Annotated in this window: 23 protein-coding genes; 17 read left to right on the forward strand and 6 right to left on the reverse strand. The window is 46.3% G+C overall.

Features of this window, described 5'->3' with window-relative positions; translation table 11 throughout:
- Nucleotides 1–37: 37 nt before the first annotated feature.
- From ftsA to mutT, 6 genes are all read left to right on the forward strand, one after another.
- The gene (gene ftsA, locus ACFQ45_RS16445) at nt 38–1315 is read left to right on the forward strand and encodes a cell division protein FtsA (protein ID WP_377369672.1); all 1278 of its coding nucleotides are present in this window, start codon (nt 38–40) and stop codon (nt 1313–1315) included.
- A gap of 44 nt (nt 1316–1359) precedes the next feature.
- Nucleotides 1360–2616 (forward strand): cell division protein FtsZ, encoded by a 1257-nt coding sequence (gene ftsZ / locus ACFQ45_RS16450; protein WP_377369994.1) that lies wholly within the window; start codon nt 1360–1362, stop codon nt 2614–2616.
- Nucleotides 2617–2720: 104 nt separating this feature from the next.
- Nucleotides 2721–3635 carry a UDP-3-O-acyl-N-acetylglucosamine deacetylase gene (gene lpxC / locus ACFQ45_RS16455; protein WP_377369674.1) on the forward strand — a complete coding sequence of 305 codons (915 nt, stop codon included), beginning with the start codon at nt 2721–2723 and terminating at the stop codon, nt 3633–3635.
- 133 nt (nt 3636–3768) lie between these two features.
- Nucleotides 3769–6450, forward strand: a complete 2682-nt coding sequence (secA, locus tag ACFQ45_RS16460; protein WP_377369676.1) for a preprotein translocase subunit SecA — start codon at nt 3769–3771, stop codon at nt 6448–6450.
- Between the two features lie 17 nt (nt 6451–6467).
- On the forward strand, nt 6468–7688 hold the full coding sequence (gene argJ / locus ACFQ45_RS16465; protein ID WP_377369678.1) for a bifunctional glutamate N-acetyltransferase/amino-acid acetyltransferase ArgJ: 1221 nt from the start codon (nt 6468–6470) through the stop codon (nt 7686–7688).
- A complete protein-coding gene (gene mutT / locus ACFQ45_RS16470) occupies nt 7688–8080 on the forward strand; it encodes an 8-oxo-dGTP diphosphatase MutT (RefSeq protein WP_377369680.1) in 393 nt (130 codons plus the stop codon). Before argJ ends, mutT begins: the two co-directional genes overlap by 1 nt.
- A gap of 38 nt (nt 8081–8118) precedes the next feature.
- On the opposite strand, the gene ACFQ45_RS16475 is transcribed toward mutT, so the two are convergent.
- Entirely contained in the window at nt 8119–8916 is a 798-nt protein-coding gene (locus ACFQ45_RS16475) for a response regulator (protein ID WP_377369682.1), read from the reverse strand.
- 92 nt (nt 8917–9008) lie between these two features.
- Between ACFQ45_RS16475 and ppiC the strand changes: the two genes are divergently transcribed.
- The 4 genes from ppiC to ACFQ45_RS16495 all read left to right on the forward strand — a co-directional run bounded on the left by ppiC (nt 9009) and on the right by ACFQ45_RS16495 (nt 11854).
- The gene (gene ppiC, locus ACFQ45_RS16480) at nt 9009–9287 is read left to right on the forward strand and encodes a peptidylprolyl isomerase PpiC (protein ID WP_377369684.1); all 279 of its coding nucleotides are present in this window, start codon (nt 9009–9011) and stop codon (nt 9285–9287) included.
- Between the two features lie 15 nt (nt 9288–9302).
- Nucleotides 9303–9725: a TIGR01244 family sulfur transferase gene (locus tag ACFQ45_RS16485; RefSeq protein WP_377369686.1), complete on the forward strand. Its 423-nt coding sequence runs from the start codon at nt 9303–9305 to the stop codon at nt 9723–9725.
- A gap of 131 nt (nt 9726–9856) precedes the next feature.
- Nucleotides 9857–10468 carry a helix-turn-helix domain-containing protein gene (locus ACFQ45_RS16490; RefSeq protein ID WP_377369688.1) on the forward strand — a complete coding sequence of 204 codons (612 nt, stop codon included), beginning with the start codon at nt 9857–9859 and terminating at the stop codon, nt 10466–10468.
- A gap of 36 nt (nt 10469–10504) precedes the next feature.
- Nucleotides 10505–11854 (forward strand): class II 3-deoxy-7-phosphoheptulonate synthase, encoded by a 1350-nt coding sequence (locus tag ACFQ45_RS16495; protein ID WP_377369690.1) that lies wholly within the window; start codon nt 10505–10507, stop codon nt 11852–11854.
- A gap of 81 nt (nt 11855–11935) precedes the next feature.
- Here the strand turns inward: ACFQ45_RS16495 and ACFQ45_RS16500 are convergent, their stop codons facing one another.
- Together ACFQ45_RS16500 and ACFQ45_RS16505 are read right to left on the reverse strand one after the other, a co-directional pair.
- Nucleotides 11936–12661, reverse strand: coding sequence for a hypothetical protein (locus tag ACFQ45_RS16500; protein WP_377369692.1), 726 nt, complete (start codon nt 12659–12661; stop codon nt 11936–11938).
- 90 nt (nt 12662–12751) lie between these two features.
- Nucleotides 12752–13378: an O-methyltransferase gene (locus ACFQ45_RS16505; protein WP_377369694.1), complete on the reverse strand. Its 627-nt coding sequence runs from the start codon at nt 13376–13378 to the stop codon at nt 12752–12754.
- A gap of 246 nt (nt 13379–13624) precedes the next feature.
- Between ACFQ45_RS16505 and thrS the strand changes: the two genes are divergently transcribed.
- The 7 genes from thrS (at nt 13625) to ACFQ45_RS16540 (ending at nt 20576) form a co-directional block, all read left to right on the forward strand.
- The gene (gene thrS, locus ACFQ45_RS16510; protein WP_377369696.1) at nt 13625–15541 is read left to right on the forward strand and encodes a threonine--tRNA ligase; all 1917 of its coding nucleotides are present in this window, start codon (nt 13625–13627) and stop codon (nt 15539–15541) included.
- Nucleotides 15542–15570: 29 nt separating this feature from the next.
- Nucleotides 15571–16104: a translation initiation factor IF-3 gene (gene infC, locus ACFQ45_RS16515; RefSeq protein ID WP_377369698.1), complete on the forward strand. Its 534-nt coding sequence runs from the start codon at nt 15571–15573 to the stop codon at nt 16102–16104.
- A 73-nt stretch (nt 16105–16177) separates the two neighbouring features.
- Complete coding sequence (gene rpmI / locus ACFQ45_RS16520) at nt 16178–16372, forward strand: 50S ribosomal protein L35 (protein WP_067210550.1); 195 nt, start codon at nt 16178–16180, stop codon at nt 16370–16372.
- A gap of 40 nt (nt 16373–16412) precedes the next feature.
- Nucleotides 16413–16769, forward strand: coding sequence for a 50S ribosomal protein L20 (gene rplT / locus ACFQ45_RS16525; RefSeq protein ID WP_140588345.1), 357 nt, complete (start codon nt 16413–16415; stop codon nt 16767–16769).
- 110 nt (nt 16770–16879) lie between these two features.
- The gene (pheS, locus tag ACFQ45_RS16530) at nt 16880–17875 is read left to right on the forward strand and encodes a phenylalanine--tRNA ligase subunit alpha (RefSeq protein ID WP_377369700.1); all 996 of its coding nucleotides are present in this window, start codon (nt 16880–16882) and stop codon (nt 17873–17875) included.
- A gap of 15 nt (nt 17876–17890) precedes the next feature.
- A complete protein-coding gene (gene pheT / locus ACFQ45_RS16535) occupies nt 17891–20275 on the forward strand; it encodes a phenylalanine--tRNA ligase subunit beta (protein ID WP_377369702.1) in 2385 nt (794 codons plus the stop codon).
- Between the two features lie 4 nt (nt 20276–20279).
- Complete coding sequence (locus ACFQ45_RS16540; protein ID WP_377369704.1) at nt 20280–20576, forward strand: integration host factor subunit alpha; 297 nt, start codon at nt 20280–20282, stop codon at nt 20574–20576.
- A 78-nt stretch (nt 20577–20654) separates the two neighbouring features.
- Here the strand turns inward: ACFQ45_RS16540 and ACFQ45_RS16545 are convergent, their stop codons facing one another.
- From ACFQ45_RS16545 to ACFQ45_RS16555, 3 genes are read right to left on the reverse strand one after another with little or no spacing between them, the layout of a single operon-like run.
- Nucleotides 20655–21977 carry a methyl-accepting chemotaxis protein gene (locus ACFQ45_RS16545; RefSeq protein ID WP_377369706.1) on the reverse strand — a complete coding sequence of 441 codons (1323 nt, stop codon included), beginning with the start codon at nt 21975–21977 and terminating at the stop codon, nt 20655–20657.
- Between the two features lie 35 nt (nt 21978–22012).
- Complete coding sequence (locus ACFQ45_RS16550; RefSeq protein WP_377369996.1) at nt 22013–22384, reverse strand: response regulator; 372 nt, start codon at nt 22382–22384, stop codon at nt 22013–22015.
- Between the two features lie 6 nt (nt 22385–22390).
- The gene (locus ACFQ45_RS16555; RefSeq protein ID WP_377369708.1) at nt 22391–23146 is read right to left on the reverse strand and encodes a ParA family protein; all 756 of its coding nucleotides are present in this window, start codon (nt 23144–23146) and stop codon (nt 22391–22393) included.
- Nucleotide 23147 lies beyond the last annotated feature (1 nt).

The raw sequence follows: 23147 nt of genomic DNA on the forward strand, positions 1-23147 counted from the left end.
AGGCTTTTATTTGCAGTAAAAGGGGATAGGGTATCTCATGATTGTTGGATTGGACGTTGGCACATCGAAAGTCACCTGTATTGTAGGTGAGGTAGGTGTTGACGGTGGCATTGAAATAGTTGGGATCGGCACGCACTCTGCCAAGGGAATGAAGCGTGGTGTTGTGATCAATATTGAGTCTACAGTTCAGTCTATTCAACGCGCCGTGGAAGAAGCAGAGCTGATGGCTGGATGTAATATTCATTCTGTGTATGTGAGTGTGGCAGGAAGCCATATTCGCAGCCAAAATTCCCATGGCATTGTGGCAATCAAAGATGGTGAAGTGCAGGTGGAAGATGTAGATCGAGTGATCGATGCCGCCCAAGCTGTTCCTATTTCTTCTGATCAGCGTTTATTGCATGTGTTACCCCAAGAGTTTCATATAGATTCTCAGGAAGGTATTCGTGACCCATTAGGCATGTCTGGTGTCCGATTAGAGGCCAATGTGCATCTGATTTCTGGGGCTGCAAACGCAGTGATGAACGTAGAAAAATGTATCCGTCGATGTGGTTTAGGCGTTGACGGAGTGATTCTTTCTCAATTGGCATCAAGTCATGTGTGTCTGAGCGAAGATGAAAAAGATTTGGGTGTTTGCATTGTGGATATCGGTGCAGGCACATCTGATCTGGCTGTTTGGATTGATGGGGCTTTGCATCATACTGCAGTGGTTCCTGTTGCTGGCGACCAGGTCACCAATGATATCTCCATGGCGTTGCGCACGCCGACCGTTCATGCGGAGGAGATTAAGGTAAAATACGCTTGTGCAATGTCTAATCTGGCGTCATCGGATCAGATTATTGAAGTGCCAAGTGTGGGAGATCGCCAACCTCGTTCTATTTCTCGTCATGCTTTGGCGGAAGTGGTTGAGGCGCGATACGAAGAGATCTACCAAATGGTGCGTGATGAGCTGAACCGCAGTGGATTCGCCGAAAGAATTCCAGCGGGTATTGTCATTACTGGCGGTACGTCTCTGATGGAAGGTGCGGAGGCGTTGGCGGAGCGTATCTTTGATATGCCAGTTAGACTTGCAGCACCGATGCAGACTAAAGGGATTAGCGAAGTGGTCGATAATCCAAGTTATGCAACGAGTGTTGGGTTGTTGATGCATGCAGGTATGGATATGCCAGTACCTGAAGCAGCAGCACCAACTGCCCAAGTTAAGAAAACGCCAAAGAAAAAGTATTTGCCCGAGGTGGCGCAAGGTGAGGCCAAGCCTGCTTTCAGTCCAACGAAAGCGTGGCACAAGGTAAAAGATTGGTTTCAGAGTTATATTTAAGTCAGGAATGACAGCAGAGTTATAGGAGCTTGTAGCCCATGTCTATGAACGTATTTGATTTAGCCGAAGAAAATTTATCTGAAAATGCTGTCATCAAAGTAGTTGGTGTCGGTGGTGGTGGCGGTAACGCTGTCAAGCACATGCTGGAAAGCAATCTGGACGGCGTCGAGTTTATCTGTGCAAACACAGACTCGAAAGCACTGATTGGCTTGGACACAGGTATTACTTTGCAGTTGGGTACCACTGTCACTAAAGGCTTAGGTGCTGGTGCTAATCCAAGTGTAGGACGAGATTCTGCACTGGAAGATCAGGAGAAGATTACTGAGCTTTTGACTGGCGCAGATATGGTCTTCATTACCGCTGGTATGGGTGGCGGCACGGGCACAGGTGCAGCGCCTGTGATCGCAAAAGTTGCTCGCGAACTTGGTATCTTGACGGTCGCTGTGGTAACTAAGCCATTCCCATTCGAAGGGCGTCGTCGTGCTAAAGTGGCCGAAGAGGGTATTAAAGAGTTACGTGATAACGTGGACTCTCTGATCACAGTGCCAAACGAGCGTTTGCTTCCTGTATTAGGTAAAAACATTTCGTTATTGAAGGCTTTTGGTGAAGCGAACAACGTTTTGCTGAATGCGGTTCAAGGTATTACCGATTTGATCATGCGTCCAGGCCTGATCAACGTCGACTTTGCTGACGTACAAACGGTGATGAAAGAAATGGGTATGGCCATGATGGGATCTGGTTACGCAACGGGTGAAGATCGTGCTCGTGTAGCGGCGGAAGCGGCTATTCATAACCCATTGCTAGAAGATATTAACCTTAAAGGTGCCCGTGGTGTCTTGGTTAACATTACCGCGAACGATGAAGTGGGATTATCTGAGTTTAGTGAAGTGGGTAATATCATCGAGGAATACGCTTCTGAAGATGCGACTGTGGTGATTGGTTGTGCCATTGATCCGAACGTGGGTGATGAGATGCGTGTTACTGTGGTTGCAACTGGTTTGGAAGGTAAAGGTTCGTCTTCTCAAATGCAGTCCGCTGTGGGTTCTGGTGTGGTAAGCAGCTCTACTACAGTTCAACCTTCTGCACCTGTGGCAAAGCCAGAGGAAACACAGCAGGAGCGTGTTGCAATCAATGTTGTTCCTAAAGAAGAGCAAAAACCTGTTGTGGAGCAAAACGTGAGCCCAAAAGCGGCAGCGGAACCAGCGAAATCAGCTGAGTCTCAGGCGTCTGGGTCACAAAATAGTGAAGATAAATTGTCTTATTTGGACATTCCGGCCTTTTTACGCCGCCAAGCAGACTAATTTGAGTAAAAAATGCGCAGCTTTAGGGTTGGTTAATTGTAACTGAAGATGCGTATTGGTATTATTTATACATAATTTAACTGTCATCATATTGTAGGAAAGTAATGGTACGTCAGCGCACACTCAAGAACATTATTCGCGCTACCGGAGTAGGTTTGCACTCTGGCGAGAAAGTTTATCTTACGCTTAAACCAGCGCCTGTTAACACAGGTATTGTTTTTGTGCGTACAGATTTAGAACCTCATGTTGAAATTCATGGTGACGCTCGTGCAGTAGGCTCGACAAACTTTGCGACGGCCTTGTGCAATGGTGACGTGAAAGTAAGCACAGTTGAACATTTAATGTCTGCTATGGCGGGCTTAGGTGTTGATAATGCTTATGTTGAAGTTAGCTCAAGCGAAGTTCCGCTGATGGATGGCAGTGCGAGTCCTTTCGTATTCCTGCTGCAATCAGCTGGCATTGAAGAGCAAAATGCTCCGAAAAAATTCATTCGAATCAAAAAGCCGATTCGCGTTGAAGAAGAAGACAAATACGCCTCTTTAGAGCCGTTTTCTGGATTCCGTTTGTCTTTTACTATCGACTTTCAGCACCCTGCAATTGATGAAGATGTTCAGTTTACATCGGTTGATTTTTCTACAACGACTTTCGTTAAGGAAATCAGCCGAGCACGTACTTTTGGTTTTATGAAAGACCTTGAGTACTTCAAGAACAACAATCTTGCACGTGGTGCAAACATGGAAAACGCGGTGGTTCTTGACGACTACCGCGTTATGAACGACGAAGGTCTTCGTTACCGTGATGAGCTAGTACGCCATAAGGTATTGGATGCTATTGGTGATTTATACCTTCTTGGGCACAGTGTAATCGGTGAATACAAGGCGTATAAGTCTGGACACGGCTTGAATAACAAGTTGTTGTTGGAATTACTGCAAAACCAAGATGCTTGGGAATATGTCACATTTGAAGAAGATTCAGCCTTGAATCCTATCTCGTACGCAGAGTCTGCAGCCACTGCATAGACTTTGATCAATATTCCTAAAAAGCCAGACTATGTCTGGCTTTTTTCGTTTTTAAGACTTGATAACTCATGTTTTGTCGCAATCTACCATGATAGACTCTAATCACTCAAAAATTCTAAGTTGTGTATAAAAGATGCTAGGAACAGTCATTAAGAAAATCGTCGGTACTAAGAACGACCGCGAAGTGAAGCGTTACAGAAAAGCTGTCACGCAAATCAATAAGTTAGAAGAAAGTTTTATTCAGCTGTCAGATGACGACTTGATGGCTAAATCCAATGAGTTTCGGGAGCGTCTCGCTAAGGGCGAGTCACTAGACTCTCTTTTGCCAGAAGCTTTTGCAACAGTCCGTGAAGCCAGTAAGCGTGTCATGGGGATGCGTCATTTTGACGTGCAAATGATCGGCGGTATGGTGCTTCACGAAGGTCGAATCGCAGAGATGCGTACCGGTGAAGGTAAGACCCTAGTGGCGACCCTAGCGGTATATTTGAACGCCTTGGCGGGTAAAGGGGTTCACGTTGTAACGGTGAACGATTACTTGGCTACCCGTGACGCCAACTGGATGCGTCCATTGTACGAATACCTCGATATGAGTGTAGGCGTAGTGCATGCGGGCCAAGAGCGTGAGGCAAAACGCGCGGCTTATCTGTCTGATATCACTTATGGTACGAACAACGAATTTGGTTTTGACTACCTTCGAGACAACATGGTGTTCCGCTTGGAAGACCGTATGCAGCGTGAGCCAGCTTTTGCGGTAGTCGATGAGGTGGATTCCATCTTAATTGATGAAGCCCGTACACCACTGATTATTTCTGGTGCTGTTGAAGACAGTTCAGAGCAATACCGTAAGATCAATAAATTGGCTCCTTTACTTGTAAAACAAGAGGAAGAAGGCGAAGACGTTGGTCATTACACTTACGATGAGGCCCAAAAGAACGTTGAGTTAACTGAGAATGGGCACCAGTTCGTTGAGGCTTGGTTGGTAGAGCAAGGTATGCTGGAAGAGGGCGATAGTTTATACGCCGCCGGTAACTTGCAGTTATTGCATCATGTATACGCTTGTATGCGTGCGCACATTGTTTTCCAGAAGAACGTTGATTACGTTGTTCAGGGTGGTCAAGTGGTCATCGTAGATGAGCACACAGGTCGTACTATGGCCGGTCGACGTTGGTCTGAAGGTATTCACCAAGCGGTTGAGGCGAAAGAAGGTGTCGACATTCAAGCTGAGAGTCAGACTCTTGCTTCAACCACCTTCCAGAATTACTTCCGTTTGTATGAAAAACTGTCTGGTATGACGGGGACCGCCGATACGGAAGCCTTCGAATTCCAGCAGATTTACGGCTTAACTGTTGTGGTTATCCCAACCAATAATCCTGTTCAGCGTAAGGATTATAACGACCTTATTTTTATGTCTACGGCGGAAAAATTTGAGGCCATCGTAAAAGATATTGAAGATGTGGTGGCAGCAGGGCGTCCTGTGTTGGTGGGTACTGCGTCCATTGAATACTCGGAGATGTTGTCGAACTTCTTAGAGCAAAAAGGCGTTAAGCATAACGTTTTGAATGCTAAGCACCATGAGCGCGAAGCGGAAATCATTGCAGAAGCAGGTAGCGCCGGTGCGGTGACTATTGCAACCAACATGGCTGGTCGTGGTACAGACATAGTGCTAGGTGGTAACCAGGGTGTTGAGATTGCCAAGTTGGGCGAGAACGCTACACAAGAACAGATTGATGCAGTGAAAGCAGAGTGGCAGAAGCGCCATGAAGCCGTACTGGCTGCAGGCGGTTTGCATATCATTGGTACAGAGCGTCACGAATCTCGACGAATTGATAATCAGTTGCGTGGTCGTGCGGGTCGTCAAGGGGATGTGGGTTCTTCTCGCTTTTACTTATCTCTTGAAGACAACCTAATGCGTATCTTCATGTCTGAGCGTATCAAAAAGATGATGCAGGCTCTGGGTATGGAGAAAGGCGAAGCCATTGAGCACAAGATGGTGTCTAACGCGATCGAGAAAGCCCAGCGTAAAGTGGAAGGCCGTAACTTCGATATTCGTAAGCAGTTGCTCGAATACGATGATGTGGCTAACGATCAGCGTCAAGTTATCTACCGTCAGCGTTACGATATGATGGTGTCCGATGACTTGTCTGCGGCCGTGCAATCCATGCGTGAAGAAGTGGTGTCAGGTGTTATTGATGAATACATTCCACCGCAAAGTATCTTTGATATGTGGGATCTTGAGGGGCTAGAAGAGCGTATTCGTAACGACTTTGGTCTTGAAATTCCAGTTAAGGCTTGGGTAGAGGAAGACAAGAAACTTTACGAAGAGCCATTACGCGAGAAAATCTTGCAATTCTTTATTGACGACTATGTTGCTAAAGAAGCCGTAGCAGGTTCCGCTGCACTTCGTAACTTTGAAAAACAAGTGTTGTTGCAAGTGCTAGATACCCTTTGGAAAGAGCACCTGCAAACAATGGATATGTTGCGTCAAGGTATTCATTTGCGTGGTTATGCGCAAAAGAACCCGAAACAAGAATACAAGCGTGAAGCCTTTGAGTTGTTCCAAAACTTGCTAGAGCAAATTAAGTTTGACGTGATTCAAGTTATCACGCGAGTGAAGGTTCAATCTGAAGACGAAGCGAAGAAAATTGAAGAAGCCCGCCGTGAGCAAGAAGCAAAGACTCGTGTGACAACTAATGTTGCTGACGAGAATGCGGACAATGCTGCGCAAGGTGAGTCAGTGCCTCGAGTCGGTCGTAACGAGCCTTGTCCTTGTGGTTCTGGCAAAAAATACAAACAATGTCACGGTAGTTTAGTTTAAGAATTGGAGAGGCCGAGATGGCAGTAGGATTGAATGCTTTCCCTGAGATTCCTGAAATCAAAGGAATTCGTTTTGCCGCAATGGAAGCTGGAGTCAAAAAGCCAAATAAAAAAGACGTTGTGGTCTTTGAGTTGGCGGAAGGTTCTAGTGTTGCGGGTGTGTTTACACAAAATCAATTTTGCGCGGCGCCGGTTCGAGTGTGCCGAGAGCATCTAGGGAAGGCTTCTCCAAGATACTTGGTGATTAATACTGGTAATGCCAACGCTGGCACAGGTAAATCTGGTTATGGGAAGGCGATCCAGACGTGTGAAATCCTTGCTGAAAAAGCGGGGGTGACCACTGAGCAGGTGCTGCCATTCTCTACTGGCGTTATTGGTGAGCCCTTACCAGTTGAGAAAATCGTCGCTGTCTTGCCTGCTGCTCTGGAGTCATTGACGTCATCAAATTGGCGCAACACTGGTGTCGGCATTATGACCACAGATACTCTGCCTAAAGGTGCCTATCGCCAGATTACCCTTGGGGGTAAAACAGTGACCATTGGTGGTATTTCCAAAGGTGCCGGTATGATCCGACCTAACATGGCGACCATGTTGGGGTATGTGTTCACGGATGCGGCGGTTGACCAATCAGTGCTGCAAGCCTTGCTGAAAAGTACAACGAATAAGAGCTTTAATCGCATCACTATCGACAGTGATACTTCTACCAATGATTCCTGTATCGCTGTTGCGACAGGACAATCCGGCGCGCCTTTGATCTCTGATATTAATAGCGAAGCCGGTGCAGCCTTTGCGGAAGCCTTCTTGGCTGTCATGCAGGAATTGGCCCACGCTATTGTGCGTGATGGTGAGGGGGCAACCAAGTTTGTAACGGTTGAGGTGACAGGTGCAGCGGTGCAGTCTGATGCGACTAAGACAGCATTTGAAATTGCTCACTCTCCTTTGGTGAAGACAGCGCTTTTTGCTTCAGATCCAAACTGGGGTCGTATTCTTGCAGTAGTAGGCCGTGCTGGTGTCGAGACGTTGGATGTAGACCGTGTTTCTATACACATTAATGGCTGTGAAATTGTCCGTGATGGAGGTCGTTCTCCTGACTACACTGAAGAGGCTGGCCAAGCGGCCATGAATCCAGAGGAAATTCATATTCTTGTGGATCTTGGTGCAGGAGCTGAAGCTGATACGGTTTGGACTACAGACTTCTCCCATGACTATGTCACTATTAATGCTGAGTACCGTACCTAATGGTTATTAAAGTGGCGGCTGGGATTATTCTGCGAAGCGATCAGATATTCGTCGCGCTACGTTCTTCTAAGCAGCATCAGGGAGGCTGCTGGGAATTTCCTGGCGGTAAATGTGAGCCTGATGAAGAGCCAAGCTTAGCTTTGGCTCGAGAGCTTCAAGAAGAGTGTGGTATTGAGGTGGTGAAGGCATCACCTTTTCGGGTGATTCGCCATGATTACACTGATAAATCCGTCGAACTGCATTTTTATGAAGTGACCGATTTTATTGGTGAACCTTCCGGTAAAGAAGGTCAGGAGGTCGCTTGGGTCTCTTATGCTGGTCTATCAGACTTAACCTTTCCAGAGGCTAATGTACCCATTGTCGATGCTTTGTTGCAGAGACATCTAGGATAAGAAATAAAAAGGCAGCCAATTGGCTGCCTTTTTATTGGTCAATCTAGGATGTTGTGAAGTAAGCGCCTCAAGGTTTCTGGTTCAAATACCTTGTCGCAAATCGCATCGACCCCTTCTTGGGTGATATTCGCTAGCTGTGGCTGATCGGCGTTAGAGGCCACCATTAAAATGGGGATGTGCGCCAGATGTTCTGCGTGGCGAATGGTGTTAGCGAGCTCCTTACCGTCCATTTCTGGCATATTGTAGTCTGTAATGATCAGATCATACTCCCCATCATTAAGAAGCATGATGGCATCTTCCCCATTGGCCGCCACATCGATATTGATGATGCCCATGGTTTCAAGCACCCGAGTGATGTGTTTTTGTGCTAGTTTGCTGTCATCCACTAATAGCACTTGCATCTCGTGAGGGTCCAGCAGCTCTAGCTCAATCTCTTGTTCGATCGTTAAATCCAGCGTGGCATTGATTGCTCGTCTCAGGTCACGCATGCTGAAAGGTTTGGGAAGCATGGCAATGACGCCTGCTTGGCGAAGGGTCTCTAGTTGCGCGCGATTGCGTTCACTGGAAACCAGCATAAACTGGATGTGCTCGGTTTCAGGGTGTTGCTTTATGAGAGTGATCAGTTTCTCAGCGGTGCCATCTGGTAGGTACATGGCAGAGACAATCAAATCAGGGGCATTTTCTTTTATGGAATAAAGTGCGGATTTGATGGAGTCAGCGAAATAGAGATGGCGAATGCCGGCTTCTTCTAACGCGATACGGATGATCTTTTGTTGTGTCGAAGAAGGCTCCACTAATAATAGGGACAGCTCTTCTGAAGACGGCATTAGTTCCATACTACCCTCGAATGCTAAACAAGTTATACTTACCCAAATGTAACACAGGATTTTCCATGTGTGTTTATAACAAATAGATTCAGAGGTTTATTATGGCCACAGCAAGTGCTTGCCACATTTTAGTGAAAACCAAAGGCGAGGCTGAGCAGCTGAAAGAGAAACTTGATAAAGGGGCAGACTTTCATCAACTTGCGAAAAAGCATTCCACGTGCCCATCTGGTAAAAAGGGTGGTGATTTAGGGGAGTTTCGCAAAGGGGATATGGTTGCTGCCTTTGATAAGGCTGTCTTTACGGGGCCGTTATTAAAAATTCAAGGGCCAGTGAAAACCAAGTTTGGCTTTCACCTGATTAAAGTACTTTATCGATCGTAATTAGGATTTAGGATTATGACAATTACAGCGTTAACTGAAAGCTACAGTGTGTCTCCGCAAATCACTCTTCAAGACATTGATATGTTGAAGTCTCAGGGAGTGGAAGTGGTGATCAATAATCGCCCTGATGGTGAAACGGAAGATCAACCAACCAGTGCGCAGATGAAAGAAGCCGTTGAGGCGGCAGGTCTGGAATATGTTTTCAATCCTGTTGATTTGAAAGCTCTGTCGGAAAAAGAGGTTCAAGCTCAAGCGGCACAGATTGATTCAGGAAAACAGGTGTTTTCATACTGTCGAACAGGTACTCGTTCTTCTGTCCTTTGGGTGCTAGCGAATCAGGGGCATCTTGCATCTTTTGATGAGTTGGTCGACCAGGTTCAAGCCAAAGGGTTTGATCTAGGACGTTGCATGCCGGCAATGGCCCCTTTGAAACGTTAATTCCATATGAAAGTTTTCAAATGCCCGCCCTGTGCGGGCTTTTTTGTTGTTAAAGCGACGCTTGTGTCCAGTTATGGTAGGTCAGGGGAGTTTATTTTAGTAAACTTAGGGAGCGTATAGGAGAACTCTACATGGTAAGTCGACCCTCATTGGAAACCGCGACAGCTTCCGATCCTGATAAGTTTGTTGAACCGCTTGAGCTTGGTAAGCGAGTTAAAGAGATTCGTTTAACGAAAGGTTGGACATTAGAAGAAGTGAGCAAGCGCACAGGAATTGCTCGTTCTACTCTTTCGAAAATAGAAAACGATCAAGTATCACCAAGTTTTGCTATTGTGCAGAAATTGATTCATGGCTTGGAAATGGATTTGCCGCAATTGTTTGTGGAAACGAAAGAGCATTCCATAGCGGGGCGTAGAGATGTCACCAAAGCTGGTGAGGGTGAGCCTCATCCCACTGCCACGTATGAGCATGAGTTACTCAGTTTCTCCATCAGCCGTAAAAAAATGGTGCCCTTTAAAACCATTGTTAGAGCCAGAAACTTTAACGAATTTAAAGAATGGGTTCGTCACGATGGGGAAGAGTTCTTATTGGTGTTATCAGGATCGGTAATTTTTTATTCTGAATTTTATGAGCCTGTCGATCTAAATGAAGGGGATAGTGTGTATTATGATGCAGCCATGGGTCACGCTGTGATTTCTACTTCATCTGAAGATGCCCAAATTTTATGGGTGGTCGCACGCTAGAACCTAAGGGAAATGCTAAAAGTATAGAGAGGATATATGTCGAATTCATGGGACATTAAGAGTTGGCGTCATAAGCCAGCTTTACAACAGCCTGAATACCCTGATCAGAATGCGTTAGCGGGAGTCGAAAGTGTATTAGGGCAAATGCCTCCACTTGTTTTCGCTGGTGAAGCACGTCAGTTGCGTGCTGACCTCGCTGAGGTGGCAAAAGGCAAAGCATTTTTGTTGCAAGGTGGCGATTGTGCAGAGAGCTTCGCTGAGTTTTCAGCCAACAATATTCGCGACACCTTTAAGGTAATGTTGCAGATGGCGGCTGTTATGACTTATGCCGCTAAGTGTCCAGTGGTTAAAGTTGGGCGCATGGCGGGACAGTTTGCTAAGCCTCGTTCCGCTGGTACGGAAATCATTGATGGTGTTGAGTTGCCAAGTTATCGCGGCGATATCATCAATGGTATCGAATTTGAAACCGGTGCTCGGGTGCCAGATCCAGAGCGATTGGTGCGCGTATACAATCAAAGTGCCGCAACCATGAACTTGCTTCGAGCATTTGCCCAAGGTGGTTTTGCAGACCTCCATCAGGTGCATAAATGGAACTTGGATTTCATTCAAAGTAGTCCGGCAGGTGAGCGTTACCACGCGATTGCAAACCGCATTGACGATGCGCTTCAGTTTATGGAGGCCTGTGGCATTGGTGCCAGTGCTTCTCAATTGCGTGAGACCTCATTTTACACCTCTCATGAAGCTCTTTTGTTGCCCTATGAAGAAGCTTTGACCCGTCAGGATAGTTTGACGGGAGGCTGGTATGACTGTTCTGCTCATATGTTATGGATTGGTGACCGAACCCGCCAACTAGACGGTGCTCATGTGGAGTTTTTGCGTGGGGTTAATAACCCTATTGGTGTAAAAGCTGGGCCTTCTATGGATCCTGAGGATCTAGTGCGTTTGTGTGATGTGCTGAACCCGAAAAACGAAGAAGGGCGGTTAAACGTCATTGTTCGTATGGGGGCTGACAAGGTTGCGGACGGTATGCCTAAATTGATCCAAGCGGTTGAGCGCGAAGGTAAGAAGGTGGTCTGGAGCAGTGACCCAATGCATGGCAATACTGTGAAAGCCAGTACTGGCTATAAAACTCGCAAAGTAGACGATGTTTTGCGCGAAGTGCAGCAATTCTTTGAAGTGCATAAGTCTGAAGGTACCTATGCTGGCGGCGTGCATTTCGAGATGACAGGTCAAAATGTGACAGAGTGTGTCGGGGGAGCCTTCCAAGTGACAGAGGCGGATCTTGCTGATCGTTACCACACCCATTGTGATCCTCGTTTGAATGCAGATCAATCTCTTGAGTTGGCCTTTATGATTTCTGAGACATTGCGCAAAGCAGCTCAGTAATATGCGGTCCGTCTAACCTAGACGTAATAAAAAAGCCCTGTCCAATGCAATTGGACAGGGCTTTTTAGATGGGGCGTGTGCCTAGCCTTTACGGCGGCGGAACGCTGAGTTTACAGATTTAGAGGTTACGTCTAATTTGGCCATGATAAGGGCCATTTCATCTGCTTGCTCTTGCTGTGCTGCTTTTAGCTTCTCAGCGCGCTCCTGTTTAGCTTGTTTTTCAGCTTCTCGTAGCATTTTCTGGATGCTGCTTTGGCTGCGTGTGGTGCGCTTTACAGAAGAAGGTTTGGTTGGATCTTCCATTTTAGATGCCGCAGGGCTATCTAGGCGATCTTCGCCAATAAGTTCACCAAAAAACGATGAAGCAGTAGGCTTTGGTTCATCTTTCTTTGGTAAAGCAACTTGATGTACTTCTGTTTTCTTTGTTGCAGCTTTACGACCAGGTGTTTTCTTTGGTTGCTCAGCAGTGGACACGCCATTGGTGTCAAACATTGCTTTTTTGCCAAAGTTTAGTTGGCTCGCTTTGTTGGCGGTTTGGCCAATCTTGTAACCACGTAAGCTTTCTGCGTTGTAGATTGAAATGTAATCTTGCTCTAGCTCATACAATTCTTCTTTATCGCGGGTTTCGTACAGTTCTTCTACTGAAAATGCATCAACACCGTGGGCACGGATTTCTTCATACAGCGGGTAGTCAAGGTTTTCATTGGCAGCTTCGACGTATTGTTCGAAGCGCTGAAAGCCGCTGTTAAATGATGTGCCGACGTAGTGTTTTCCAGTGACATTATTTGTGATTTTAAAAACGACCAAAATCGCTGCCTCTTGAATTTCTTACAGTCAAAAACATAGCGCCGCCACCGCCATTATTTGGCAGTGCCGACGCTAGTGAATACATTAGTTTTAAAGTTTGATTACGAGATTTAGCCCGTCTCGTACATGAAGGTGGACATTTTCCACTCTCGGGTCTGTTGCGATGCGTTTATTCATTGCATCCACTGCAACATCGCTGTTCTCTTCAGGAGAGAGAACTCGTCCCTGCCAAATTGAGTTGTCGATTACGATCAGGCCGCCGCTGCGAACGAGTGGTACGACTGCTTCGTAATAATTTAGATAGTTGCGCTTATCGGCATCGATAAACACAAAATCTAGAGGCCCTTCTAAAGACTCGATTGTCTCTAGTGCAGGACCAAAAATAGGTGTGATCTTATGTCCGAACGGACTGCGATCAAAAAAGGATTGCGCAAATTCAATTGCGCGGGGGTTGGTTTCACAGCAAGTTAAACTGCCGTCCTCAGGCATGCCTTCTGCAATCGAGAGGGCTGAATAACCTGTAAACATACCTATCTCTAGAGCACGTTTAGGTTGGTGGATCTTAGTCAACAGTTTTAGAGTGCGACCGATTGTGCGTCCTGACAATTTATTTGGGTAACCCATATCAGAGTACGTCTTCTCGACGAGTTCCAATAATAAGTCGGGTTCTGCTTGAGTAGTCTCAACACAGTAATTGTCAATTGCTTCGTGATCCATAAGGCCTTTGGTATCGAACAGTTTTGTTGTGAAACGGCGGCTATTTTAACGTGCTAGATTTTAATGTCTATGGCAGAAATGCATAAAAAAAGGTTGATTTTTGTGAGTCCGAAAAAATCTCTTTTCCAACCGAGGAATATGTGTGCATTGGGTCGCAAAGTAGTCAAAGAAATGTTAGGTTATCCGCCTTAAATTTACATGTGCTCTGGCGTATGGAGCACCACTGACTCCGATAGGGGAACAAAAATGCCAGTAATTACTTTACCAGATGGAAGCCAACGCTCATTTCCTGAAGCAGTAACTTTAATGCAAGTCGCAGAAGACATTGGTCCGGGCTTGGCGAAAGCCACCGTAGCCGGAAAGATCAATGGTCAACTGGTTGATGCTTGCGAATTGATTACCGAAGACTCTGATGTAAGTTTGGTAACCGGACGTGATGATGAAGGTTTAGAAATCATTCGTCACTCCTTTGCCCATTTGGTAGGCCATGCCGTTAAACAGTTATTTCCAACGGCAAAAATGGCCATCGGCCCAGTTATTGATGAAGGTTTTTATTACGATATTGCCTACGAACGCCCATTCACTCCGGATGATATGGCAGCGATTGAAAAGCGTATCGGTGAACTCATCAAGAAAGATTACGATGTCATCAAGAAGATGACGCCTGTCGATCAAGCCCGAGCTCAGTTTGTAGAGCGTGGTGAAGATTATAAGGTTCAGCTAATTGACGATATGGACGACTCTGTAAAAGAGGTTGGCTTATATCATCATGAAGAATATATGGATATGTGTCGTGGTCCTCACGTGCCAAATACCCGTGTGCTTCGTCACTTTAAATTGATGAAACTGGCGGGAGCTTACTGGCGTGGTGACTCTAACAATGAGCAGTTGCAGCGTATTTATGGTACCGCTTGGTCCGATAAAAAGGATCTAAAAGCCTATTTGACTCGTATCGAAGAAGCTGAAAAGCGTGACCACCGTAAGTTAGGTAAAAAGCTTGACCTGTTCCATGTGCAAGAAGAAGCCCCAGGTATGGTGTTTTGGCATCCTAAAGGATGGTCTCTCTACCAAATCGTAGAGCAGTACATGCGTCAGAAGCAGCGTCAAAACGGTTATCAAGAAGTTAAGACACCACAAATCGTTGATCGCGTATTGTGGGAAAAGTCTGGGCACTGGGGTAAATACCACGAAAACATGTTCACCACTCATTCGGAAAACCGTGATTACGCGGTGAAACCAATGAACTGCCCATGTCATGTTCAGGTATACAACCAAGGTTTGAAGAGTTACCGTGATTTGCCATTCCGTATGGCGGAGTTTGGTTCTTGTCACCGTAACGAGCCGTCCGGTGCGCTACACGGTATTATGCGTGTACGTAACTTTGTTCAGGATGACGGTCATATCTTTGTGACAGAAGATCAAATTCAGTCTGAAGTGTCTGAATTTATCGACTTGCTCCATGAAGTGTATGCAGATTTTGGTTTTGACCAAATTATCTACCGACTGTCTACTCGACCAGAACAGCGTGTTGGATCGGATGAAGTTTGGGATAAAGCTGAAAAAGCACTGGCCGATGCCTTGAACTCCGCTCAATTAGAGTGGGAAGAATTGCCAGGAGAAGGGGCTTTTTATGGCCCTAAAATCGAGTTCTCATTGAAAGATGCAATCGGCCGTGTATGGCAATGTGGCACAATCCAAGTGGATTTCTCAATGCCAAATCGCTTGAACGCCCAATATGTTTCAGAAGATGGCTCACGTCAAACACCTGTCATGTTGCACCGTGCTATTGTCGGTTCACTTGAGCGTTTCATTGGTATTTTGATTGAGGAAACGGAAGGGGCTTTCCCAGCTTGGCTGGCGCCTGAGCAAGTTGTAATCATGAATATTACGGATCGTCAGGCAGAATATTGCCAGAATTTAGAGAAAACTCTTAATTCTAATGGCTTCCGAGCAAAACTTGACTTGAGAAACGAGAAGATCGGGTTTAAAATCCGCGAGCATACTCTACAAAGAGTGCCATATTTGATCGTTGTCGGTGATAAAGAAGTCGAAAATCAGCAGGTTGCTGTTCGTACTCGCTCTGGCGAAGATCTTGGTGTGATGAGTATCAAAGATTTTGAAGACTTGCTTCAAAACGAAGTCTCACGCCGTAGTCGTAAATAAAAAATGGAGATAGAGCTATAAAAGGTAATATGAATCGTGGACGCGCTAACGCGAAACAACGTCCTCAAATCAACGAAAACATTCGAGCTACCGAAGTGCGCTTAATTGGCGCTGAAGGTGATCAAATTGGTGTTGTTTCGATTGAAGAAGCACTAGAAGCGTCTCAAGCTGCAGGCTTAGACCTAGTGCAGATTGCTGATTCAGATCCGATTGTTTGCAAAATCATGGACTACGGTAAGCATGTGTTCGAGCAGAAAAAGGCGAAAGCCGCTCAACGCAAGAATGCGAAGCAAATCCAAGTTAAAGAAATGAAATTCCGTCCAGGGACGGAGGAAGGGGATTATCAGGTAAAACTCCGCAACCTGATACGTTTCCTTGAAGGAGGGGATAAGGCCAAGGTTTCGTTACGTTACCGCGGTCGTGAAATGGCCCATCAGGAGCTTGGCATGCAACTTATGAATCGAGTCGCTCAAGACTTAGATGAACATGGTGTAGTAGAGCAAGCTGCGAAAATGGAAGGTCGTCAATTGACTATGGTGCTGGCCCCTAAAAAGAAGAAGTAATAAAGGCGGCTAAGTCTTGGACTTAGCCCTTGTTATTACATTTAACATTAACGAATGCGAGAGTGGTTTTACCATGCCAAAAATTAAATCTAACAGTAGTGCTCTAAAGCGCTTCAAACGTACCGCAAACGGTTTTAAACATAAGCAGTCTTTCACTAGTCACATTCTGACTAAAAAGTCTACTAAGCGTAAGCGTCAACTTCGTTCAATGCAGCAGATCAAATCTTGCGATAAGCCATTGATCGTTCGAATGCTTCCATACGCTTAATCGATATTTTCAGTCAACAACTAGTTAAAGGGTTTATATTATGCCTCGCGTAAAACGTGGTGTTCAGGCTCGTCGCCGTCACAAAAAGATTTTAAAGCAAGCTAAAGGTTACTACGGTGCTCGTAGCCGTGTATTTCGTGTAGCGAAACAAGCGGTTATCAAAGCAGGTCAATACGCTTACCGTGACCGTCGTCAACGTAAACGTCAATTCCGTGCTCTATGGATTGCGCGTATCAACGCTGCGGCTCGTCTAAACGGTCTATCTTACAGCCGCTTCATTGCTGGCCTTAAGAAAGCTTCTATTGAAATCGACCGTAAAGTATTGGCTGACTTGGCAGTTTACGAAAAAGAAGTTTTTGCTGCGATCGTTGAAAAAGCGAAAGCAAGCTTGGCTTAATTCAGACGTAGTGCCTAGAGTGAATTTACACCTCGTGTGTCCTCACTCAAGCAGTCTTTGATAGGGGAAGAGCCAACGCTCTTCCCCTATTTTATTTTTTGGAGTATGAAATGGAGAACCTAAACCAGATTCTTGCTGACGCATTAGCTGCGGTGGCTGCATCTGATAATGAGGCCGGTCTGGATGCAGTACGTGTACAGTATCTAGGTAAAAAAGGCGCTCTAACATCGCTGTTAAAACAGCTTGGTAACGTGGCACCAGAAGATCGTCCAAAGTTTGGTCAATTGGTGAACGAAGCCAAACAGCAAGTACAAGAGAAAATGAATGAGCGTAAGACTGCCTTAGCAGCCGCTGCATTGAATGCAAAACTTGCTAACGAAACCATTGATATTACCTTGTCTGGTAAAGGTCAAGAAATCGGTGGTTTGCACCCAGTTACTCGTACTATGGAACGAATCGAAAACTTCTTCCGTGGTATTGGTTTTGATGTGGCATCTGGGCCTGAAATCGAAGATGACTACCATAACTTCGAAGCCCTAAACATTCCGGCGCATCACCCCGCCCGTGCCATGCAAGACACGTTTTATTTTAATCCGAATACGGTGTTGCGGACCCATACTTCTCCTGTACAAGTGCGTACGATGGAAAATAATCAGCCACCGATTCGTATTATCTGTCCAGGCCGTGTATACCGAAGCGATTCGGATCAGACACACACACCTATGTTCCATCAAGTTGAAGGCTTGTTGATCGACGAAAACATTTCCTTCGCTGATTTGAAGGGCATTTTGCAACAGTTCCTAAATGTCTTCTTTGAAGATGATTTGAAAGTGCGTTTCCGTCCTAGTTACTTCCCATTTACTGAGCCATCCATTGAAGTGGATATCATGCGTACGAACAGCAAGGGCGAAGAATCCTGGTTGGAAGTATTAGGCTGTGGCATGGTGCATCCAAAAGTCCTTGAAATGTCTGGGATTGATCCTGAGAAATACACTGGCTTTGCCTTTGGTATGGGTGTCGAGCGTTTCGCCATGCTGCGTTACAAAGTTGACGACCTACGTATGTTCTTCGAAAACGATCTTCGTTTCCTAACGCAATTCAAGTAAGGACCAAGGCTAACTATGAAATTCAGTGAAAATTGGCTAAGAGAGTGGGTCAATCCTAACGTCACTACGGATGAGCTGGTGGCTCAAGTGACATTGGCTGGTCTAGAAGTAGACGAAGTGGAAGCCGCTGCCGGGGAGTTTACCGGTGTTGTCGTGGGTGAAATCCTTGCGGCAGAACAACACCCAAATGCTGACAAACTACAAGTTTGTACTGTGTCGGATGGCACAGAGCAATTCCAAGTAGTGTGTGGTGCACCCAATGCTCGCCCAGGTATCAAGATTCCATTTGCTAAAATCGGTGCGGTTCTTGGCGGTGATTTCAAAATCAAAAAAGCGAAATTGCGTCAGGTAGAATCCTTCGGCATGTTGTGTTCTGCGTCAGAGCTTAAGATCAGTGATGATCATGATGGTATTCTTGAGCTGGCAGCCGATGCCCCAGTGGGTGCTGATATCCGTGAATACTTAAGCTTAGATGACAGCATTATTGACGTTGACTTAACGCCAAACCGTGCGGACTGCCTAAGCATCGCAGGTTTAGCTCGCGAAGTGGGTGTTATCAACAAAGTGGACCTGACGCCTGTCGCAATCGAAACTCAAGCGGTAAGCATCGATGAGACATTCCCTGTGCGCGTCGAAGCAACAGAAGGCTGTCCTCGTTACCTTGGTCGTGTGATCAAGGGTGTTAACGTCAAGGCTGAAACACCTTTGTGGATGGTTGAGAAACTACGTCGTAGCGGTATTCGTTCGATTGACCCGATTGTGGACATTACTAACTATGTAATGATCGAATTAGGTCAACCGATGCATGCGTTTGATTTAAACAATTTGTCTGGCTCTGTTGTTGTGCGTATGGCAGAAGAGGGCGAAAAGCTACTTCTACTTGACGGACAAGAGATCGCACTTCGTTCTGATACTATGGTGATTGCCGATGAGCAGAAGCCTTTAGCGATGGCTGGCATCATGGGTGGTGAGCATTCAGGTGTGAACGAGCAAACTCAAACGATCTTCCTTGAAAGTGCGTTCTTTGCACCACTGGCTTTGGCTGGTAAAGCTCGTTCGTACGGTTTGCACACGGACTCTTCCCATCGTTTTGAGCGTGGCGTGGATGCGACTTTAGCGCCTAAAGCTATGGAGCGAGCTACCCAGTTGATCCTTGAGATTGCTGGCGGTGAAGTGGGCCCAGTGAATGAGGCGGTTACAGAGGCGAACCTGCCAAAAGCCAATCAAGTGACCTTGCGTCGTAAGAAGCTAGATCAATACTTGGCCACCTCGCTAGATAAAGATCTGGTGACAGATATCTTGACCCGCCTTGATCTAGAAATGGTTGAAGTGACGGATGAAGCATGGGTGACCGTTGCACCGTCCCATCGTTTTGATATCGAGATTGAAGCGGACTTGATCGAAGAGGTAGCACGTATCTACGGGTACGATAATCTGCCTTCGTCTATGCCAACAGCAGCGGTGGATTTCACGCCGTCTTCTGAGAGCAAAACACCGATTCAGGCGTTGCGTGCCACACTCGTGTCTCAAGGTTATCAAGAAGCCGTCACTTACAGCTTTATTGATCCTGCTGTAAGCAAGCAATTCTTCCCTGAGATCGATCCTGTGCCCCTTGAAAACCCTATCTCGGGTGATATGGGTGTGATGCGCCCAAGTCTATTACCAGGCTTGGTGAAAGTGTATCTACACAACCAAAACCGTCAGCAGTCTCGAGTTCGTATCTTTGAAACAGGCAGCCGTTTTGTTGGGGATGTGAACAAGCTAGACGAGTTGGATCAAAAGCATCAAGTTGCTGGTCTGATTGCCGGTTCGCGTTACCCTGAAGGTTGGTATCACAACAGTGAAAAAGTGGACTTCTACGATCTAAAAGCACACGTTGAAGCGATTTTTGCGTTGAACCAAGGTCCTAAGCCTGAGTTTGAGCGTGCGGACGAAGTGTACTTACACCCAGGCCGTTCCGCTTACGTGCTTGTCAATGGTGAGCGTGTAGGTGTGATTGGTGAGTTGCATCCACAATTGGCGAAGCAATTGGGCACGAACCAAGCCGTGTATGTTTTTGAGATCGACCTTGTCACGGTATTAGGAGCTAAGCTGCCTGAATACCAGCGTATTTCTAAGTTCCCAGAAGTGCGTCGCGATCTAGCTTTATTGGTTAAGCGTGAAACGCCAGTGAAAGCATTGGAATCTGTGATTGCTGAGTTCGCTGGTGAAGCCTTCAAAAAAGTCACTGTTTTCGACATTTATCAGGGCCAAGGCATTGATGAATCAGAAAAAAGTGTCGCTCTAGGCTTGACGTGGCAGCATCCTTCACACACTCTTAGTGATGAAGAAGTGAACAGCGCTGTGGAAGCAGTGACTGGTGCGCTTGCAGATAAGCTAGGAGCGGTAATTCGGGGGTAATAGTATGGCGTCCTTGACGAAAGCAGACATTGCAGAAAATTTAGTCGATTCCATGGGAATGAGTAAAAAAGATGCGAAAGACCTCGTAGAGAGCTTCTTTGACACGGTCAGAGAAACCTTAGTGGAGGGGGAGCAGGTCAAGTTATCAGGTTTTGGTAACTTTGAAGTGCGCGAAAAGAGCCAACGTCCAGGACGTAACCCGAAAACAGGTGAGGAGATTCCTATTACGGCTCGTACCGTAGTGACCTTCAAGCCTGGCCAGAAGCTCAAGTCTAAAGTCGAAAGCTACATGAAAGAGTAGCTGACGCTGAACTTAAAAAGCCGCTAGTGATCTAGCGGCTTTTTTTATGGTCAAAATGTAAGCGGTGTTTGATTGAGTTTAGAAAAGCTCAATATTGCTGCTGCCAGCTTTAGAATCCGTGAACACACTTGATTTTGGTGTGTCCACTTCTTCGCCTCCCAAAGCGGCTTGGTGGCGAGCACGTTGCTCCTCCATCTTATATTCCTTATGCAGTAGCTCTAAATCCAAAGGTTCGAGATTTCTCAGCTCCGTTTTTTCCATGGCGGAGTTGTCCAAGTTAGTAAAATAGTCATCAATGGTCTTGTGGGCCGAAATCACTTGCTCAAGTCGCTGGCGGGTAATGTCTTGGAACTGCGCCCCAGCAAAAATTTCTGCAATGGTGTTAATGAGGTTGGCTGAGGTGGAATCCACTTTGTCTCTGACCGACTCCTGTAACTCACTCAAATGCTCTAGCTCTTTGATGGCATCTAAAAACGCGTCTGCAAACTCGTGTAGAGAGTCATGGGTGTCTTCATTGGACTCATGCTCATAGAAGCCTTGTAAGCTATCATGGACCTCTTTGATGACGCTCGTGATGGCTGAATCGATCCGCGTTGCCACATCCAGAGATTGGTTCGATAAGGTGCGTACTTCGTTAGCGACCACCGCAAAGCCTCGACCAGCATCGCCTGCTCGCGCGGCTTCGATGGCAGCGTTCAGGGCTAATAGGTTGGTTTGCTCGGCAATGTTTTTTACTAAATCAGTGAGTTCCGAAAGCTTGTCCAACTGTCCCAGTGCTTTCTCAACGGATTTGGCTCTGTCTTGATTGGCGGTGACCTGAGTGGTTAGGAAGTTACTCAGCTCGTAGGCGTTAGTGGTTTTTTGCGCCAGTTTTTCACTATAGCGATTAGTTGTGTGTGACGTATTAGCAATGGCCTCCAATATCTCCTGTAGCGCATTGGTGGCCTCGTTTTCTGCCGTGTGGATCTTAGTCATGAGGTTCATGGCCGCATCATCTGTCAGTTCAATGATGCCATTAAGCTGTTGGTCGAGAATGCGATTGCATTGTTTAACGGTGCCATTGGACTCTTTATAACGACTGATGCAGTCCAGCATGTGCTCTTGATCCAATAGATCGGACTCCATCAGATACATACAGCCTAAGTCCACAAAAGCAATTTTGATCTTTTGCTTTCTCAAGTAAAAACGATAGCAGATGCCACACAAATAACCGCCTACTAAACCGAGCAGCAGTATACCGCTCACAACAGCCCATAGTGGCATGTTAAAACTTTGTGATTGTAAGAAAGCCTCAGCCCCAGCAATGGCAAGAGCCGTTAGCAGAGCAGTGGTGATCGTCAACTTGAGAATCTCTTTTCGTGACGATCGTTGTTCAGATAAGTTAGGGGTTACGTCAGACATGCCGCCTCCTCATACAAAATGCTTATCCGGCTGGATTATGCGCCGGGCAGCACTTTTTTGATTACGTCCGTTAGGTCTGTAGGGGAAACTGGCTTCACCAGCCAGCCTGTTGCTCCAGCAGCTTTAGCTTCCACTTTTTTCGATTGTTGGGACTCTGTGGTCAGCATCAAAATTGGTTTAAAGCGCATGTTGGGCAGCTTCTTAAGTTCTTTAATCAGACTGATGCCGTCCATGTTTGGCATGTTTAAATCGGTGATCACAAGGTCAGGAGAATACTGAGGGACAAGTGTTAGTGCGCTGGCACCATCGGTAACTGTTTTCACGTCAAAGCCTGCTCGCTTTAAAACGCCTTCCATGCTCATTAACATGGTGAGCGAGTCGTCGACCAGTAGTATTTTTTTCATAATCGGCTCCTAATTGATCATCAAATCCAGTTCGTGGGCGAGCATGTGATAATCCAAAGCCCCTCGACTTTTGGGGGCGTAGTCTTGAATCGGTGAGCCCGCCTCAAATGCTTCCGCTAAAGCGATATTTGTTCTGATACCTCTTAAAAGTTTGCTCGAACCAAAGCGGTTTGACAGTGTGTTTATTACTCGCTTTTGTAAGCGTATGTGACGGTCTTCCATGATGGGTAAAAGTCCAATGAGCTTTAGTGATGGGTTGTGTGAAAGGGCCACATCTTTAAACAATTCGCTCAATTGCATAACGCCCATTAAAGCCAGTGAATGGGGAATAAAGGGCACTAATACCCAATTAGAACAAGCCAATGCAGAGAGAAGGGCGTTACTGAGTGATGGGGGAGTATCTATGATGACTAGATCAAAACCTGAATCTGAGAGCTGTTCAAGTTTCACTTTCAAGATGGCGATGTCAGGTGGCAGGCTGGATTCGTTAAAGTTCAGGTCTGCGGGAATCACAGCGAGCCCCTCGTAATGCGTCTGGATCACGGTGTGGCCAATAGGTAAGTCATGGGAGAGTACCTTGTGAATGCCTGGACTTTTTGCCAGCATGGCATCGTGGCCGATGAGCCCCAAGGTAGCATGTCCCTGGGAATCCAAATCAATGACAAGCACACGTTTACCTTGTGCTGCCCAGTGGCGTGAGAGGTTTACCACTGTAGTGGATTTGCCCATGCCTCCTTTACGATTGCACACCGTCATCACATCCATT

The organism is Rhodanobacter aciditrophus (assembly GCF_042679525.1).
In the GTDB taxonomy this organism is placed as follows: Bacteria; Pseudomonadota; Gammaproteobacteria; order Pseudomonadales; family Marinomonadaceae; genus Marinomonas; species Marinomonas aciditrophus.

Bases quoted from the DNA above. Each gene is read 5' to 3' on its own strand.
- ftsA (WP_377369672.1), top strand. From the start codon at position 38: ATGATTGTTGGATTGGACGTTGGCACATCGAAAGTCACCTGTATTGTA.
- ftsZ (WP_377369994.1), top strand. From the start codon at position 1,360: ATGAACGTATTTGATTTAGCCGAAGAAAATTTATCTGAAAATGCTGTC.
- lpxC (WP_377369674.1), top strand. From the start codon at position 2,721: ATGGTACGTCAGCGCACACTCAAGAACATTATTCGCGCTACCGGAGTA.
- secA (WP_377369676.1), top strand. From the start codon at position 3,769: ATGCTAGGAACAGTCATTAAGAAAATCGTCGGTACTAAGAACGACCGC.
- argJ (WP_377369678.1), top strand. From the start codon at position 6,468: ATGGCAGTAGGATTGAATGCTTTCCCTGAGATTCCTGAAATCAAAGGA.
- mutT (WP_377369680.1), top strand. From the start codon at position 7,688: ATGGTTATTAAAGTGGCGGCTGGGATTATTCTGCGAAGCGATCAGATA.
- ACFQ45_RS16475 (WP_377369682.1), bottom strand. From the start codon at position 8,916: ATGGAACTAATGCCGTCTTCAGAAGAGCTGTCCCTATTATTAGTGGAG.
- ppiC (WP_377369684.1), top strand. From the start codon at position 9,009: ATGGCCACAGCAAGTGCTTGCCACATTTTAGTGAAAACCAAAGGCGAG.
- ACFQ45_RS16485 (WP_377369686.1), top strand. From the start codon at position 9,303: ATGACAATTACAGCGTTAACTGAAAGCTACAGTGTGTCTCCGCAAATC.
- ACFQ45_RS16490 (WP_377369688.1), top strand. From the start codon at position 9,857: ATGGTAAGTCGACCCTCATTGGAAACCGCGACAGCTTCCGATCCTGAT.
- ACFQ45_RS16495 (WP_377369690.1), top strand. From the start codon at position 10,505: ATGTCGAATTCATGGGACATTAAGAGTTGGCGTCATAAGCCAGCTTTA.
- ACFQ45_RS16505 (WP_377369694.1), bottom strand. From the start codon at position 13,378: ATGGATCACGAAGCAATTGACAATTACTGTGTTGAGACTACTCAAGCA.
- thrS (WP_377369696.1), top strand. From the start codon at position 13,625: ATGCCAGTAATTACTTTACCAGATGGAAGCCAACGCTCATTTCCTGAA.
- infC (WP_377369698.1), top strand. From the start codon at position 15,571: ATGAATCGTGGACGCGCTAACGCGAAACAACGTCCTCAAATCAACGAA.
- rpmI (WP_067210550.1), top strand. From the start codon at position 16,178: ATGCCAAAAATTAAATCTAACAGTAGTGCTCTAAAGCGCTTCAAACGT.
- rplT (WP_140588345.1), top strand. From the start codon at position 16,413: ATGCCTCGCGTAAAACGTGGTGTTCAGGCTCGTCGCCGTCACAAAAAG.
- pheS (WP_377369700.1), top strand. From the start codon at position 16,880: ATGGAGAACCTAAACCAGATTCTTGCTGACGCATTAGCTGCGGTGGCT.
- pheT (WP_377369702.1), top strand. From the start codon at position 17,891: ATGAAATTCAGTGAAAATTGGCTAAGAGAGTGGGTCAATCCTAACGTC.
- ACFQ45_RS16540 (WP_377369704.1), top strand. From the start codon at position 20,280: ATGGCGTCCTTGACGAAAGCAGACATTGCAGAAAATTTAGTCGATTCC.
- ACFQ45_RS16545 (WP_377369706.1), bottom strand. From the start codon at position 21,977: ATGTCTGACGTAACCCCTAACTTATCTGAACAACGATCGTCACGAAAA.
- ACFQ45_RS16555 (WP_377369708.1), bottom strand. From the start codon at position 23,146: ATGGATGTGATGACGGTGTGCAATCGTAAAGGAGGCATGGGCAAATCC.